Here is a 16,344-nt window from a genome sequence, read left to right on the forward strand (position 1 = left end):
CCCAAATAATATCCAAGCTTTAAAGCTAAGGAAAAATCCATAGTGGCTGTGAAAGGATCCAAGATCCTACAATGACAGCTTATTCTGCACTAAAGTGACGAAGATGGGTTAAGAGGCCAGCTTGCAGGCAAGAAATTTCTCTCAAAATACAACACTATGTAAGAATCGGTCATTCCGGAAATATAATCCTTTATTGCAGTATCGACCGTTTCTGAATCAAAAACACTTTTCCCATAAACCTCTGGCAAATTTGGAATCAGACTCAAATTCGACTTTAAATATTCGATTATGAAATTAAACATTCTCGTCACTTTTTCTTCTTCTCTTCTTAAAACTTCAGCAGAATATATCTTTTGCATCATAAAGTCTCTTAAATTTTTGATTATCTCAATAAACTTTTCATTTTCAAGAAAGCCCTCTTTTTGATCAAAGCCATCAATTATCAATCTAATCAGCGTGTCTATCCTCTCACTATGAGTCTTGCCAATTTCCTTTACAAACAGGGGCAAGTCATCATATTTCAAAAGGCCAGCTCTAACAGCATCGTCAAGGTCGTGACATATATAAGAAATTTTATCGCAATATCTTACCAAGAGACCTTCCTGGGTAATAGGCCGAATTTCGTCATTTATGCTGTGTCTCAAGATACCGTCTCTTGTCTCCCGAGTGAGATTTAATCCGAAACCCTTGCCATCTCTTTTCTCTAGAATATCCACAACTCGTAAGCTTTGTTCCTCGTGACTAAAAGGCGGCAGCAATTTGTTCAATACGTCTTCGCCAATATGGCCAAATGGTGTATGTCCTAAATCGTGACCCAGACTAATAGCCTCTACCAAATCCTCATTCAAGCTAAGGATTCTTGCACAAGTTCTTGCAATCTGAGACACCTCAAGCACGTGAGTAAGTCTTGTCCTAAAGTGATCACCTTCAGGAGAGATAAATACCTGTGTCTTATGCTTCAATCGCCTAAATGCCTTTGAATGAAGAATCCTGTCCCTATCCCTTTGAAAGGCATTTCTATACTCACACTCAGGCTCAGGAAATTGGCGACCCATAGTATTAGAACTTAGAGCCGCCAATCTTGAAAGATACTTCTTTTCTCTTTCCTCCTGGATAATTCTATTAACTAACATTTACATTTTAAGTTACAGTTAAACTTTATTTGTCAGATTCATATTTCATCCTTGCAAGAATAGTTGCTCTTGCTGCAGCTAGCCTTGCCACTGGCACCCTAAATGGAGAACAGCTAACATAGTTAAGGCCTATTTCATAACAAAAAGCTACAGAATCAGGATCTCCGCCATGTTCACCGCAAATACCTATCTCCAGTCCCTTGTTTGCTCGCCTGCCTCTTTCCACAGCAATTTTCATCAGTTCGCCTACCCCATCTCTATCCAAAGTCTGGAATGGGTTCACTGCCAATATGCCTCGTTCAAGATAAACTGGCAGGAACTTGCTTTCTGCATCGTCTCGGCTAAATCCGAATGTCATCTGTGTGAGATCATTTGTGCCAAAGGAGAAAAACTTAGCGTATTGTGCTATCTCTTCAGCTCTCAGGGCAGCCCTCGGAAGCTCTATCATAGTTCCAAAAAGATATGGTATTTGAACGCCCTGTTCTGAGAGAACTTCTTTTACAACTTCATCAAGTTTTTCTCTAACCAGCTTTATTTCGTTTACGTGGCCTACAAGAGGAACCATAATCTCCGGGAATACCAATCCGCCTTCTTTTATAACCATTGATGCAGCTTCCAATATAGCCCTAACTTGCATCTCGTTTATCTCAGGATAGACAAGTCCCAGCCTGCAACCTCTAAAGCCCATCATTGGATTGGATTCTTTCAGAGCCTCTGCCCTTCTTAGCAGCCTCTTTTTCTTCTCCAATAGGTCTTTTTCACCGTTTTTCTCATGTTGGGCAATCTCCTCTTTCAAGATCTCCCTCTTTGGCAAAAATTCGTGAAGAGGCGGATCAAGAAGTCTGATTATTACAGGGTATCCCTTCATTTCTTTAAATATTCCATAAAAATCTTCTCTTTGCATAGGCAAAATCTTTTCAAGCGCTGCTTTTCTCTCTTCAATAGTCTCAGCTACAATCATTTCCTGCATAGCAGGGAGCCTATCCTGAGCCATAAACATATGTTCAGTTCTACAAAGTCCTATTCCCTTTGCGCCAAATTCATAGCTCCTTCTTGCATCCTCTGGAGTATCTGCGTTCGAGCGAACCTGAATCTTTGCTATCTTATCCGACAAAGTTAGCAAGTCTTTAAGGTCTTCGCTCAATTCTGGCATTACAAGAGGTGCAATACCCTTGAAAATATTGCCAGAAGTCCCATCTATCGTTAAGATATCAAATTCCTTAACAGTCTCGCCGTTTACAGTGAAAAGTCTTTGTTTTAGATCTATCTTGACTGACTCAGCTCCTACTATAGCGGGCTTTCCCATGCCCCTTGCCACCACAGCAGCGTGGCTGGTCATACCGCCTCTTGCTGTAAGGACTCCCCTTGCAGCAGCCAATCCATGTATGTCGTCAGGAACGGTTTCAGATCTTACAAGTATTACATCTTCCTCGCTCATCTTCGCAGCCAGATCGGCATCAAAAACGACCTTACCAGTTGCGGCTCCTGGCGATGCTCCCAAACCCTTTGCTATGCTCTGTAGTTTCGAAGACACGTCAATCCTTGGGTGTAGCAGAAAATCTACCTGTGAAGGGTCGACTCTCAGAATCGCCTCTTCTTCATCTATCATGCCCTCTTTCAGAAATTCCATAGCCAGCTTTACAGCAGCTCCCGGAGTTCTTTTGCCAGTCCTTACCTGCAGCATATAAAGCTTTCCCTTTTCTATAGTAAACTCTATGTCCTGCATGTCCTTGTAGTGATCCTCAAGAACTTTACAGAAATTTAAAAATTCTTCGTATACATTTGGCATCTCATCTTTTAGCTTAATAATAGGTTTAGGAGTTCTTATGCCAGCCACCACGTCCTCGCCCTGGGCATTTACGAGATATTCGCCAAATACTCCCTTATCGCCTTTTTTCGGATCTCTCGTAAAGGCCACGCCAGTAGCGCTATCGTCTCCCATATTGCCAAAGACCATAGCAACCACGTTTACAGCCGTGCCAAGGTCATTTGCTATATTATTTATTCTCCTGTAAGTAATTGCACGTGGGGCATTCCAAGATCTAAATACAGCTTCAATTGACATCTTTAGTTGGACAAATGGATCCTGCGGAAAAACTTTTTTGGAATTTTCATATATTTTCATATACCTTTTGACAAGTTCTTTAAGATCGTCAGCGTTCAATTCGACATCGTTTTTTACGCCCTTTTTTGATTTCATATTCTCAAGCTCGTTCTCAAAAGGGTGAATTCCCATATCCAGCACAATATCACCAAACATCTGTATGAGCCTTCTGTAAGAGTCATACGCAAGCCTTGGATTATCTGATTCTTTGCTGAATAATTCTACTGTTTCATCGTTTAGGCCGATATTTAAAACGGTGTCCATCATTCCTGGCATTGAAAACTTTGCACCAGATCTTACTGAAAAAAGAAGAGGCAATCCTGACTGGGCACCAAATTTCTTCCCAGTCTTTTCTTCGACTATCTTGACCTTTTCAAGCACCGTAGGCCAGAGCTCTTCAATAATCTTATCCCCTTTTTCCATGTACAGATTACATACCTCAGTAGTAATAGTAAATCCAGGGGGTACAGGTAAGCCAATGTTTGTCATCTCAGCAAGGCCAGCACCTTTGCCACCTAAAAGGTCTCGCATAGAAGCGCTGCCCTCTTCAAATAAATATACCCATTTCCCCATAGTCTCTCCTCCTAAAAAAGATAAAATTTTAAGCCTTTTCCTTACAATAGCTAACTTAATTTTAGCACAAAGAAAATATTCTAAATTTAAGAAATCCTATTATTGCTTATGATATTTAATATTTCTGTGGCAGTTTCTTCCACCGCTTTATTTGTAGCATCCACAATTCTGCAGCCAATTTTTTTCATAATATTATTTGAGTAAAATAACTCTTCTTCCACAAACCGCATATCCATATATGCCTTCATACCTGTAATGCCCATCTTCTCCAACCTCTTTGCCCTTATAGCAGCCAGGGCGCTCGGTTCAATAGTTAGGCCTATTATCTTCTCTCTGGGCAATTCGAACAGCACGTCTGGAGGATCTATGCCCAAAACCAAAGGTATATTTGCGACCTTATACCCCTGATGTGCCATATACATTGAAAGTGGAGTCTTAGATGTTCTTGATACGCCTATCAGAATTAGATCTGCTTTTAGCAAATCGCCAATGTTTGCCCTTCCGTCATCACACCTTACAGCAAATTCTATAGCCTCTACTCTACTAAAATACAAAGTATCAAGCTTGTGTAATATTCCAGGCTTCTCAATTGGACTTTGTTTTGTGAACATCTTCATAGCGTCAATTGTCTGACCGAGCACGTCAATAGCCTTTATGGATCTTTTTTCTACCTCATCCCTTAACAGCGATCTGAGCTGACTGGTTACAATAGTATAAAGTATCAAGGTATTTTCTGCATCAATATTCTCTAAGATTTCAATAAGCTTTTTTTCATCGGTCACATAAGGAATTCTCTTAATTCTAAAATCTACACCGTTATCAGGAAAAAGACTTGTAGCAGCCACTGCAACAGCCTGTGCAGTATGGCCCGTCGAATCAGATAATATAAGAATATTCATTATGTCTCCTTAAAATTTATCTAAAACTATTGGTTTCTTACAATCTTTTTCCAATTCCACAGCCTAAAAAATGGCAGTGAAATTGAATTCAATAGAGCCTTCCTGTTGTCCCTTAGTTTGCTGTCATCCACATTGACAAGAACCTTTTCAAAAAATGTGTGGACTGGGCCTGATAGGGCGACGATAATACCAAGAATCTCATCATAATTCTTATTTAATATTGCATTATCCAAGCTGCCTTTTAGATTAGAAAATCTTTCGAAAAGCTCTTTTTCCTCTTTCTCAACTAAAATCGATGGATCGAATGAGATTATCTCTTCTTTATCTGAAATAATTCTGCCAAGGCGAATAATGGTGCTCACAATGTCAAAGAAGTCGTCCCTCTTTGACCACTCATTTAGAACAGCCAATCTTCTCTTTGCCTTCACAGGAGATGAGGTGACATCCAGCACGGCGTCAACTAAATCATATCTATAACCCATGTCGATAAATATTGAAGACATCCTATTTTTCATAAAGTTAATTAAGGCACTAATATCCCTTGAGGGGAGAGTGGTAATGTATGATATGGAATTTAGAGCAAAATTAAATATTTCTTCAAGCTCGTTTTCATATTCGCTATCCATCAGTATTCTCAAAACGCCGGCACTTGCTCTTCTTTGACCATAGGGATCCCCTGAGCCAGTTGGAGTTAAATTATTTAAAAAAGACATAAAAAGGTGATCACACTTATCAGAAAAAGAAAGAAGCTTCCCCAACAAAATTGTCGGCAATGGAGATCGCATATTTATCGGCAGATAGTGTTCTTCTATCGCAGTGGAAATCTCAGGGTTCATCCCCTCTTTTTCAGCATAAATCCTGCCCATTATGCCCTGCAATTCTGGGAACTCGAAAACCATCTGCGTAACAAGATCGCATTTTAAGAGAGTGGAAGAATTTTTTATAAGGTCTTCGTCTAAATTTATATCAAAAAATCTATTAAAAGCAAGTGATAGTTCTCTAATTCTAAAAGTCTTATCAAGATAGTTTCCAAGGCCCTCCAGGTATGAGATGGTACCAAGATCGTCCAATCTGTCCCTAAGCTTTTTTGTTAAGTCCTTTTTCATAAAGAACATCGCATCTGAAAGTCTTGCTTTTAAAACCTTTTCGTTTCCGGCACAAACAATCTTCGTGTCCTTGTCCACCCCATTTATTATCCCGACAAAATTTGGCATTATTTTGTCATTTTCATCTACCACAGCAAAATATCTCTGATGCCTTGCCATAACTGTTATGAGCACTTCCTTAGGAAGTTTTAAAAAATCAGGATTGAAAGACCCTAAAAATGCCTTTGGACTCTCAACCAAAAACAATACTTCTCTGAGAAGATCTTCATCATAAACAATTTTTTTGTCCTTGCCCAGGATATTTTTAATTTCAAGATCTATGCGTTTAGCTCTTTCGTCTTGATTAAGGATAATATTTCTTTCTTTCATAATCTTAAAATAATCTTCAATTGAATTCACTTCATATTTTTCAGATGGAGTAAATCTCTCAAGATATGTAAATTCATCTGAGCTCATCTCTCCCAGGCTCAGCTTCACGGGGCCTTCGTCAGACATTGACAATATCCATCTAATGGGCCTGACAAATCTTATGCCTACACCCCATCTCATATTCTTTGGCATCTTCAACTCTGAGACTATCCTTGGCACGAGATCACGAATAACATCTGAGGCCTTTATGCCCTTATCACTTTTATAAAATGCCACATATTCGCCATTATCGGTCTTGTCAATCTCTACCTCTTCAATAGAAATATTAAACTTTTCCACAAACTTAAATAGAGCAGGCAATGGCTTCATATCAGAATCATAAGCAAACCTTACAGGTGGACCCTTTATCTTTTGTTTCTTTACTGGAGTCGAATCTGGTAGTTGAGTTAATAAAACAATTCTTCTTGGGGTAGCATAACATTCTGTTTTTTGCTTGATCATTTCAAGATCTTCGCCACTAAATATCTCTGATAATTTATTTAAAAAAACGTCTTTAAAGTCTGCGTAAACACTGGATGCAAAATTGAAGGGCATTTCCTCACAGCCTATTTCTAATAAATATCTCATAAAATTATCTATACTTCCTCGCTTTCTTTAGAATAGTGTTCATTAGGTTATGCATTTTTCTTCTTGTGCTCTATATGGTTTTCTTCAACATTTACCATTTTCTTAGCTACTTCTTTCGCGAGGTTTCTGACCCTTGAAATGTAGTGTGTTCTCTCCAGAACTCCAATCGCCCCTCGCGCATCAAGAAGGTTGAAGTTATGAGAACATTTTAAGACATAATCATAAGCAGGTCTAACCAAACCCAGATTTACCAATCGCAGAGCTTGTTGTTCATAATCATCAAAATGCCTTCTAAGCATTGGAACATCAGCCTCTTCAAAGTTAAACTTTGACCACTCAACTTCGCTGTTAAAGTGCACGTCACGATATGTTACCTTATCGTTCACCTTTATATCAAACACATTGTCTACATCCTGAAGATAAAGGGCTATTCTTTCGAGACCATAGGTTATCTCAAGGGAAATCGGATCAAGATCAATGCCGCCAGCCTGCTGAAAATATGTAAACTGAGTTATCTCCATACCGTCCAACCACACTTCCCAGCCAATTCCCCATGCGCCTAAGGTTGGTGATTCCCAGTCATCTTCTACAAATCTTATATCATGTTTTTTAATATCCAGGCCAAGAGCCTCAAGACTTCTGATATATATGTCCTGAGTGAATATCGGAGCAGGTTTTAATATAACCTGAAACTGATAATAGTGCTGCAATCTATTTGGGTTCTCACCATACCTGCCATCAGTAGGTCTCCTGGATGGCTCTACATAGCAGGCATTCCAAGTGTCTCGCCCCAAAACCTTTAAAAAGGTTGATGGATTCATTGTCCCAGCACCTTTTTCCACATCATAGGGCTGAAGCATTACACAACCATTTTTTGTCCAAAAATCCTGAAGTTTTAATATAATCTGTTGAAAATTTAATTTTTTAATCTCAAACACCTCCTAAACGTTTTGGGGAAACCCACATGGTAGGTTTTTTATCAAACAATAATCTTTTAAAAACAAAAAACATTATAAACATCCAAGTCAACATATAGCAAGAAAAAAATACAGATATCAATAACCTTCTGAAAAAGCCTATTTTAAAATAATCTTTCAGAAAATATATTGAAACTGGAAAGATTAAAAAAGAGTATGAAAAAAACATAATTAGAAAAATTATGACGTTACCCTTTCCCAATATTAACAATCCTATTTCCTCAAATATAGAGAGTATAGCAAAAAAAGGAACTAAAAATTCCGAAATAAAAAAAAGAAAGAAGTCCAGATTAGATTTCTTTGATTCACTCAAACCTTTTGCGCAATCATCTTTTGGCTTTCTGGTAAAAGACCTCTTTATTATAAGTGCAGAATACTTAATATATCTCTTTAGCGATCCCTCAAGCCACCTAAACCGTTGCGCCCACCATGAAGAAAAATCAAAAACAGTTTGTTCATAGACAAATGGGTACTCAAGAAACACTATCTTTTTGCCATTAAAGAACAATCTGGAAGACATCTCGAGATCGTCTGTAATAGAATCTTCGTCAAACCCCCCGACATATTTCAACACATCGCTTTTGATTACCATCCCTGTCCCCCTGAGTTCGACCGCACCACCAAAAGCATTTCTGGACTTTTGCATAAAGGAATCCAAGCACAGCTCAAGGGAAGATAGGTATGAAATTAAATTATAGTTTGGATTGGATGAAATTTTTCTCAACTGAATAGCATCAGGCTTAAATTCGCTGACAAAATTCGAAATTCTAATTAGATCGTCTTTATCAGAAAAATATGAATCTGCATCTAACATAACAATATGTGTGCCTGAACAAAGTTTTATGCCATCGTTTAAACTGGCTGATTTGCCAGGCTTAGAATCTTTATCTCTGTGTAAAACTTTAATTTCTCGGTAGCTATTTATATTAGAAATCTCACTTCTTTTATTATCAAATTTTTTATTATAAATAGAGACAAATTCATCTACAATTTTTCCAGTCTTATCGCTCGATCTATCATCGACTACAACAATTTCAAAATTTCCAGCTAATCCTAAAATCTCTTTTAGAGTCTTTTCTATTACACTTTCTTCATTGTGCGCACAAATTAAAATACTAAATTTACAATGTGAGCCATCATTTTTGCCCTTTGTTAAGTTCAAATCAAATAAATTACCAGCACTTTCAACTTTTTTAATGAGATAGGAAAGATAGATAAAAAAGATAAAAATAAAAAATATATAAAATACTATCATTATTTCTCTTATAAAAAACCAAATTAGAAAATACAAACATACGAACACAACAGTTAGGACAGATCTGTGGGTCGCAAGATAAGAAAATATATTTGATATAACCCGTGATCTGGCTCCTATATAATTTTTGCATTCAATATCTTTGCTTTTAGAATTAATTATCTACACCTCACAATTTTTTAATAAAAATATTGTTCAAAGCCTATTATTAATTAATAATTTTCTTGAACTAACTACATTATAATAAACATTTTCCAACATTTGCATTTGCTTAAATATATTAAAATCATCTATAATCTCTTCCCTTGATCTCTTAGAACACTCTTCTCGCATAACTCTATCCCTGTAGCTATCCATTAATGCGCGCGAAAGCTCATCCTTTAGGTTCATAGGATCTAAAAGTATTCCAAAACCGTGCAGCGCATCCTTTGTGGCTCCTACGTCGGTAGCTATGCACATAACCCCAGAACTCATAGCCTCTAAGAGAGCAAGAGACAACCCCTCTATTGATGATGGTAGAACAAAAACGTCGCTGGATCTGTATATGTCTTGTTTTAAATTTAAGTCTGCCTCGCCAAAGAAAATTATGTTTTTGTGCTCAAAATCCTTTTTTAGCTTAATAAGCTCAATACCGTCGCCAACAATTAAAAGCTTAACTCTCTCAGGAAAATTATGTTCCAAAAATGCCTCGCACAATACTCTTACATTTTTTTCAGGGCTTATTCTCCCCAAGAAAAGAAACAAAAAATCCGCCTCAAGCCTTTCTTTAAGATCGGAAAAACCTGGCGAATATCTTATCGGGTCAACCCCATTTGGTATAATCTGAAGTTTTTCTTTTTTTACGCCCTTTTCAATAAGGAATTCACTCTGCACTGATGAAAGGGTAACGATTTTGTCATAATTGTTCAGAAATGGGGCATAAACATTGTAAACGAGCTGTGAAAACACGCCCCATAAGGTTTTATTTTTGTCAAAAGGAGGATGAAATGTAGCAACCACAGGAATTTCATCAAACAGATCTGGTATAAAAAAATCTAAAAAAGACAGTGTCAAAGATATGTGTATACAATCTGGTTTTACCGACTTCACAATATCTTTCAATTTTTTTATCGTCGATGGCGCTATCATAATGTATGGCTGAGTCTTAAATAGATATGGTAAAAAGCTTCTGTCGGCCTCGTCTTCGCCTTCATCGAAAAGTAGAAGGTGAATGCTGTGTCCTCTTTCTTCAAGCTTTTCCTTAATTTCCTGAACATAAACCGAATTTCCATCAAGCGGGGAAAGCCTACCAAGAATCAATATTTTAAGCTTATCCAACACTGTCGGCCTCCAATGCAACAGATTTCATAGAAAAATATAATGACGAGGTTAAAACGCCAAGCACCAGAAAACATATTCTTACGCCAAACATGTCTGCCAGTCCGCCAGTAAAAAGAATGGGAAAGGTCGAAGTAAAACTGATAAACATATTTAAGATGGAAAAAACTCTCCCTCTAAAAGATTCTTTTACCACCTTCTGTATCATAGACTGAATTGGGATGTTTACAAGCGCATTTGAAATTCCTAAGAAGAATGAAACAATCGGAATAATAAAGATCTGAGTAAATACAGACATTAAAACCAGACACAAACTTGCAAACAATATTCCTGCTCTTACAATTACAGAGTTTTTGAACGCAGTTGTTTTAATATGGCCTATAATTAAGGATCCTATAACCATCCCAAGGCCAGCAGGGACGACAATTATAGAAAAATTAGCCTCGCTAAGATGCAAGACCTCTCTAACATATCCCACTGCCAGAACGCTTACCATACCCATTAAAGAGGTAGCAATAGATTGTTGGAGTATTAATACCTGAATTAGCTTTGAAGACTTTATATAACTAAAGGAATCAAAAAGTGCCTTCTTGAAAGAGCAGGTTTTAATATCCGGGTGGGGTCTGTCATTTGGCAAAATTGAAGAAACGAATGACGCTATCAAATATGATATTGCTGCGAACAGCACCGCTATCTTTATGCCAAAAAACAAAACAACTGGACTAATAGCAGCGAAACCAAGTATAAATGACATTACCCATGTAACGTTAAAAAGCGAATTAGCAGCAGGCAAGTTTTTCGTTGATGCAGTTTTTGGTATCATGGCGAATTCTGCAGGAGCAAATATAACAATCAAGGACGCTATAAGAAAGCTATACAGATAAATTGCAAAAAGGTTATTCAAAAAAAATACTAAAGCAGTAGATAAAAGACTCCTTAAAACATTTATGGTTATCAAAATAACCTTTCTATCCATCTTGTCCAAAAAAACTCCAACAAAGGGCGCTATTATTACAGAAGGAAGGGCAAAAGCAACCATCAAAGAAGAAACGCTAATATTGGTACTGGTAATATTAGAAACTGCGATCATTAAGGCTGCCATTAAAAATTTATCTGAAAACTGTGAAAAGATTTGTGCAATCCACAGTCTCAAAAAATATTTATCTTCAAAAATCCAAATTTTTCCCATAGACTTCCTTATCCACAAGTTTTATCGATTTTGGCAGGTAGCCCAAAATGTCGATAATTCTTCTCTTTATATTCTTATAATCCTCTACATCATCATTGCAAACGGTTGTATCTAAGAAGCCAGCGCAATAAAACTCTTCATTCAAACACCTTACCAACCAGGCTAAGTCTTTAAATTGCGTTTCTCCATCAGAAATTATATTTTCAGCTACTCTTTCCACAGATTCAAAAGCACCTCTTGCAATCTTATCTATTATGTCCAGGTATGACAGTAACAAGATAGACTGATTGAAAGATTTTATTTCAGGCGATCTTATAATATTATATTCATTTAAAATTGCAACTTCACTCTTTGTCTTGACAAGTTCTATGTCCACAAGGGTGCCAGGAAAAACCAATTTTCTAAAAATATTTTTTTTGTTGCCTCTTAGAAAAACCGGAACTGAGCCTTCTTGATCTGTTAGAATCTTTACGATAAAACTGTTCTCTCTTATAGGAAAAGATCTTAAAAAGATACCCCTGTATATCATTAAGTCAGTTTAAAAGGGCGTCCTAATAGATCTGACAACAATACAATCTTTCTTTCGCTCTCTGAAACAAGGATAATTGGGAAATCGCCGCTCACAAATTCAGACAAAACCTGAAGGCAACAACCACACGGATATGGCAGCACATCTTTATTGTAAACGCAAAGACAAAGGAAATTGCTATTTCCGGATGAAACAGACTTAAATATGGCCACCCTCTCAGCACACATAGTAGCGCCATAAGAAGAATTTTCTACATTACATCCTAAAAATATATCTCCCTTATCTATCAACAAGCTAGAGCCGACAGCAAATTTAGAATAAGGCGAATAAGAAAACAATGAAGCTTTTTTAGCCCCATTTATAAGTTTTTCTATTAAGTTTTCATTTGTTTTACATTTAGAGTTTAAATGTAAATTTATCTTATCTTCCATATTCAAATTTTTTACCCCATACAATTAATAATTATATCCAACTAAAAATACTAAATGCACATAAGCTAATTATAGCGCATTTAAATATCGAATCTAATCGGTTGTTGCTGCTTTTATAAAGTCAAAAAAAAGTGGATGTGGTTTGTTTGGCCTTGATTTAAATTCGGGATGAAACTGAGTACCTAAAAACCACTTGTGATCTTTCAATTCTACAATTTCAACTAAGTTTTTCTCTTCAAATAAGCCGCTAGTAACCATACCAGCGCCCTCAAAAGCCTCCTTGAAAAGGTTGTTAAACTCATATCTGTGTCTGTGTCTCTCTAATACCAGCTCTTGATTGTAAGCACGTTTTGCAATAGTATTGTCGGCCAACTTGCATGGAAAAGCTCCAAGTCGCATTGTAGCACCTTTATCTATTACACATTTTTGTTCTTCCATTAGGTCTATTATTGGGAACTTTGTATTTTCATCAAATTCTGTGCTGTTAGCACCTTCCAACCCAAGCACATCTCTAGCAAATTCGATGCACATAATCTGCATACCCAAGCACAGTCCGAAATAAGGTATGTTATTTTCACGGGCATATCTTGCTGACAAGATCTTCCCTTCTATTCCTCTTACGCCAAATCCCCCAGGCACTACGATGCCCTTTACGCCTTCAAACATCTTCTTCGCATCATCCAAAGAATTAATATCTTCAGTATTTATCCATCTAATTTTTAGATCATATCCTAAATGTAGACTGCTGTGTCTTAAAGACTCAACAACGCTAATATAGGAATCAGGCAGGCCTACATATTTTCCTGCGATAGCTATCTCAACCGAACCCTTTAGGCTTCTGGCCATTTCGACTATCCTTGCCCAGCTTTCCAATTGCGGTTCTACATAAGGCTCAATTTTTAACTTGCTTGACACGAGCTTGCTCAGCTTGTTTGACTCGAGCATTATTGGAGCCTCATAAATGACGTCCTTCACGTCTTGCAATGGGATTACCGCTTCTGGCTCTACGTCGCAAAACAAAGATATTTTTTCCCTTATCGAGCTATTAATGGACTTTTCTGATCTAAGAATTATAATATCAGGCTGAATCCCAATACTTCTCAGTTCTTTAACGCTGTGCTGAGTGGGCTTTGTTTTAAGCTCTTTTGCAGCCTTTAAATAAGGGACAAGAGTTAAGTGAATATAAAGGGTGTTATCCCTGCCAACATCTTTCTTAAATTGTCTAATTGCCTCCAAAAACGGCTCGCCTTCAATATCTCCTACTGTGCCTCCGACCTCACAAATAAGGATGCCTCCATCTGTAAGCAGCTCTGCAGCCTCTTTTACCTTTGCCTTTATTTCGTTTATTACGTGTGGGACAACCTGCACGGTACCTCCCAAGAAATCTCCGCGCCTTTCCTTCAATAAAATTTCTTGATAGACCATGCCAGATGTCAGGTTCGATGATTTGGTTAGACTCGTATTTATAAATCTCTCATAGTGTCCAAGGTCAAGATCTGTCTCAGCCCCATCATCAGTTACAAATACTTCTCCATGTTGATAGGGATTCATTGTCCCCGGATCCACATTTAAATAAGGATCGAGTTTGATAACGTTTACCTTTTGCCCCATAGACTTAAGGATCCTCCCTAAGGATGCAACTACTATACCCTTACCAAGCGATGAGGTAACCCCACCTGTGACAAAAACAAACTTTGTATTATTGTTTGACTTCATCGATCTCTCCTTTCTCTATTCTGACCAGTACATCCTTTATCCTCTTGCCATCTACCTTTAAAACTTTAAATTCTATACCTTTAAATGTTATTTTGTCACCCTCTTTAGGAATTTTGCCGAATAAAGCGAACAAAAGTCCTGCAAGAGTCTCTTCATTATAATCATCGATAAAGTCTTCAAAATCGAGTTCTATTTTAGCTGCAAACTCTCTCAAACTCAATCTCCCATTGGCTACAAAACTATCCTCTGTATAATCCTTCACCAATGCTTCTTCATCGAAATCATATTCATCTCTAATTTCACCGACTATTTCCTCAACCAGGTCTTCTACCGTCAAAAGTCCCGCAGTACCTCCAAATTCATCTATTACAATAGCCATGTACAGCCTTTTGGTCTGAAGTTCTCTGAAAAGCTCGCTAATATTTTTGCCTTCTGGAATAAAATATGCTTCTCGAAGGGATGAATCAATGTTTTTCGAATAGTCGGTCGACGGGCCTAAATTCATAAGGATATCTTTTACATATAAAATGCCTACTATATTGTCTATATCCTCATCAAAAACAGGATACCTCGAATGCCCTTCATTTCTGATAATCTCTAACGTATCGCTCAAAGTAGTGCCTTTTTTTATACATACCATATCAATTCTTGGAATCATTATCTCCCTTACAACCTTGTCTTTGAATTCAAAGACACCGCTAATCATTTCTTTTTCCTCTTTCTCAATTACGCCCTCTTCCTCGCTTACGTTAACAAGATATTTCAATTCACTCTCTGTAATCGAGGGTAATCCCTTAATATTTTTTATTCCAAATGGCATCAAAAAGGTCCCCGATATTGAAGTAAACATAAAGACAAACGGTTTGCTAATATGTGTCATAAGATACAGGAAAGATATTAGAACAAAAAATATTTTATCAGCCATATAATAACCGATAGTCTTAGGAACTATCTCCCCTATTACAATGATAAAAAGTGAAGATATTACAATTGAAAATGTAGCAGCTATTGCAATAGAGCCAATATTGTTGACAGAAAAGAGCTCTATCATAAAAGAAGTTATCAGGGTAGAAAGGGCAATATTAACAAAGTTGTTCAACAGTAGAAGAGTTGTTATTACTTCTTGAGGATGTATCAAGAGGTATTCTGCTTTTTCATGCCCCGACTGTTTATCGTTGATCCACTGCATTATCTTGATTCTGCTGGCTTTTGTAAAAACAGTCTCAGTGCAAGACAAAAAGGCAGAACAGATAATCAAAAATAAAGATAACAAAAAATATGGCATCATATTAGGTTAACACCTTAAACGAATGACTAACAAGGTTGCCAAAACCTACAATATGTGGAGAAATTCTGTTGAAGATTAAAATTAAAAAGATGATTACAGAAAAAAAGCATGCGATTAAGACGAAGGAAGCTGACATATCTTTTATTATTCCAACTCTATCATCAAATTCTGGTTTAACAAAATCCATAATCCTCTCAATCACAGAATTGATCATCTCAGAAACTATAACCATAGAAGAAGAGAGTAAAACCATAGCCCATTCATAAGGTCTAAACCTAATTAAAAATCCTAAGAATAATAGAAATAAAAACATAGACATCTGAATTTTTAGATTCCTCTCCTCTTTAAGAGCCCTTAAAAAACCCTTTATAGCGAAATAAAAGCTCCTATAAATACTGTGAGACCTTTTCAAGACAAGCTTTCTCCTTAGATCTCATTTCTCCTTCACTAACTTCATTGTCATGATCGTACCCTAAATTGTGCAAAATTCCGTGTATAGCCAACCACAATAAGTAGTTCTCAAAGCTACTTGTTGCAATACCCTGAGTCCATCCCCCATAAGAGTCAGACACAAAATCTTCTTTTGCTTTTTCAACAGAAATTACAATGTCTCCCAAAATACCAAAGTCTCTGTCACCTTCGAAAGACAAAACATCTGTAGGATAATCGTTTCCAAGATACTCTTTATTTAACTGGGAAATCTCGTCATTATCTGTCAAGAGTAAACTAAGTTCGAGCTTTCCCACATCAAAAAACTTCATAGCCCCATTAATAGCTTTTTTTAAACCACTGTAATTTATTTTATATCGTTTTCTTTTAGATAATACAAGA

14 protein-coding genes are annotated in these 16,344 nt (G+C 37.0%); all 14 read right to left on the reverse strand.

Going from position 1 to position 16,344, the window contains the following annotated elements; translation table 11 throughout:
• Window positions 1-89: 89 nt before the first annotated feature.
• Complete coding sequence (locus V4762_RS04280) at window positions 90-1,133, reverse strand: deoxyguanosinetriphosphate triphosphohydrolase (protein WP_347314546.1); 1,044 nt, start codon at window positions 1,131-1,133, stop codon at window positions 90-92.
• Between the two features lie 25 nt (window positions 1,134-1,158).
• Window positions 1,159-3,810, reverse strand: a complete 2,652-nt coding sequence (gene ppdK, locus V4762_RS04285) for a pyruvate, phosphate dikinase (RefSeq protein ID WP_347314547.1) — start codon at window positions 3,808-3,810, stop codon at window positions 1,159-1,161.
• An 86-nt stretch (window positions 3,811-3,896) separates the two neighbouring features.
• Window positions 3,897-4,709 carry a pyruvate, water dikinase regulatory protein gene (locus V4762_RS04290; RefSeq protein WP_347314548.1) on the reverse strand — a complete coding sequence of 271 codons (813 nt, stop codon included), beginning with the start codon at window positions 4,707-4,709 and terminating at the stop codon, window positions 3,897-3,899.
• Between the two features lie 26 nt (window positions 4,710-4,735).
• The gene (gene glyS, locus V4762_RS04295) at window positions 4,736-6,811 is read right to left on the reverse strand and encodes a glycine--tRNA ligase subunit beta (protein ID WP_347314549.1); all 2,076 of its coding nucleotides are present in this window, start codon (window positions 6,809-6,811) and stop codon (window positions 4,736-4,738) included.
• Window positions 6,812-6,858: 47 nt separating this feature from the next.
• Window positions 6,859-7,740 carry a glycine--tRNA ligase subunit alpha gene (locus V4762_RS04300; RefSeq protein WP_347314619.1) on the reverse strand — a complete coding sequence of 294 codons (882 nt, stop codon included), beginning with the start codon at window positions 7,738-7,740 and terminating at the stop codon, window positions 6,859-6,861.
• A 1-nt stretch (window position 7,741) separates the two neighbouring features.
• The gene (locus tag V4762_RS04305; RefSeq protein WP_347314550.1) at window positions 7,742-9,043 is read right to left on the reverse strand and encodes a glycosyltransferase family 2 protein; all 1,302 of its coding nucleotides are present in this window, start codon (window positions 9,041-9,043) and stop codon (window positions 7,742-7,744) included.
• 195 nt (window positions 9,044-9,238) lie between these two features.
• Window positions 9,239-10,360, reverse strand: a complete 1,122-nt coding sequence (locus V4762_RS04310; protein ID WP_347314551.1) for a glycosyltransferase family 4 protein — start codon at window positions 10,358-10,360, stop codon at window positions 9,239-9,241.
• The gene (locus V4762_RS04315; protein ID WP_347314552.1) at window positions 10,353-11,549 is read right to left on the reverse strand and encodes an MFS transporter; all 1,197 of its coding nucleotides are present in this window, start codon (window positions 11,547-11,549) and stop codon (window positions 10,353-10,355) included. Before V4762_RS04315 ends, V4762_RS04310 begins: the two co-directional genes overlap by 8 nt.
• Window positions 11,527-12,078: a recombination protein O N-terminal domain-containing protein gene (locus V4762_RS04320; RefSeq protein WP_347314553.1), complete on the reverse strand. Its 552-nt coding sequence runs from the start codon at window positions 12,076-12,078 to the stop codon at window positions 11,527-11,529. Before V4762_RS04320 ends, V4762_RS04315 begins: the two co-directional genes overlap by 23 nt.
• Window positions 12,078-12,509, reverse strand: coding sequence for a cytidine deaminase (gene cdd / locus V4762_RS04325; protein WP_347314554.1), 432 nt, complete (start codon window positions 12,507-12,509; stop codon window positions 12,078-12,080). Before cdd ends, V4762_RS04320 begins: the two co-directional genes overlap by 1 nt.
• A 93-nt stretch (window positions 12,510-12,602) precedes the next feature.
• A complete protein-coding gene (locus V4762_RS04330) occupies window positions 12,603-14,225 on the reverse strand; it encodes a CTP synthase (RefSeq protein ID WP_347314555.1) in 1,623 nt (540 codons plus the stop codon).
• The gene (locus V4762_RS04335; protein ID WP_347314556.1) at window positions 14,209-15,513 is read right to left on the reverse strand and encodes a hemolysin family protein; all 1,305 of its coding nucleotides are present in this window, start codon (window positions 15,511-15,513) and stop codon (window positions 14,209-14,211) included. The genes V4762_RS04330 and V4762_RS04335 overlap by 17 nt, the downstream gene beginning before the upstream one ends.
• 1 nt (window position 15,514) lies before the next feature.
• Window positions 15,515-15,925, reverse strand: a complete 411-nt coding sequence (locus tag V4762_RS04340; protein ID WP_347314557.1) for a diacylglycerol kinase — start codon at window positions 15,923-15,925, stop codon at window positions 15,515-15,517.
• Window positions 15,900-16,274 carry an rRNA maturation RNase YbeY gene (gene ybeY, locus V4762_RS04345; RefSeq protein WP_347314558.1) on the reverse strand — a complete coding sequence of 125 codons (375 nt, stop codon included), beginning with the start codon at window positions 16,272-16,274 and terminating at the stop codon, window positions 15,900-15,902. Before ybeY ends, V4762_RS04340 begins: the two co-directional genes overlap by 26 nt.
• Between the last annotated feature and the right edge of the window lie 70 nt (window positions 16,275-16,344).

It is taken from the genome of Thermodesulfobium sp. 4217-1, from assembly GCF_039822205.1.
Taxonomy (GTDB): Bacteria; Thermodesulfobiota; Thermodesulfobiia; order Thermodesulfobiales; family Thermodesulfobiaceae; genus Thermodesulfobium.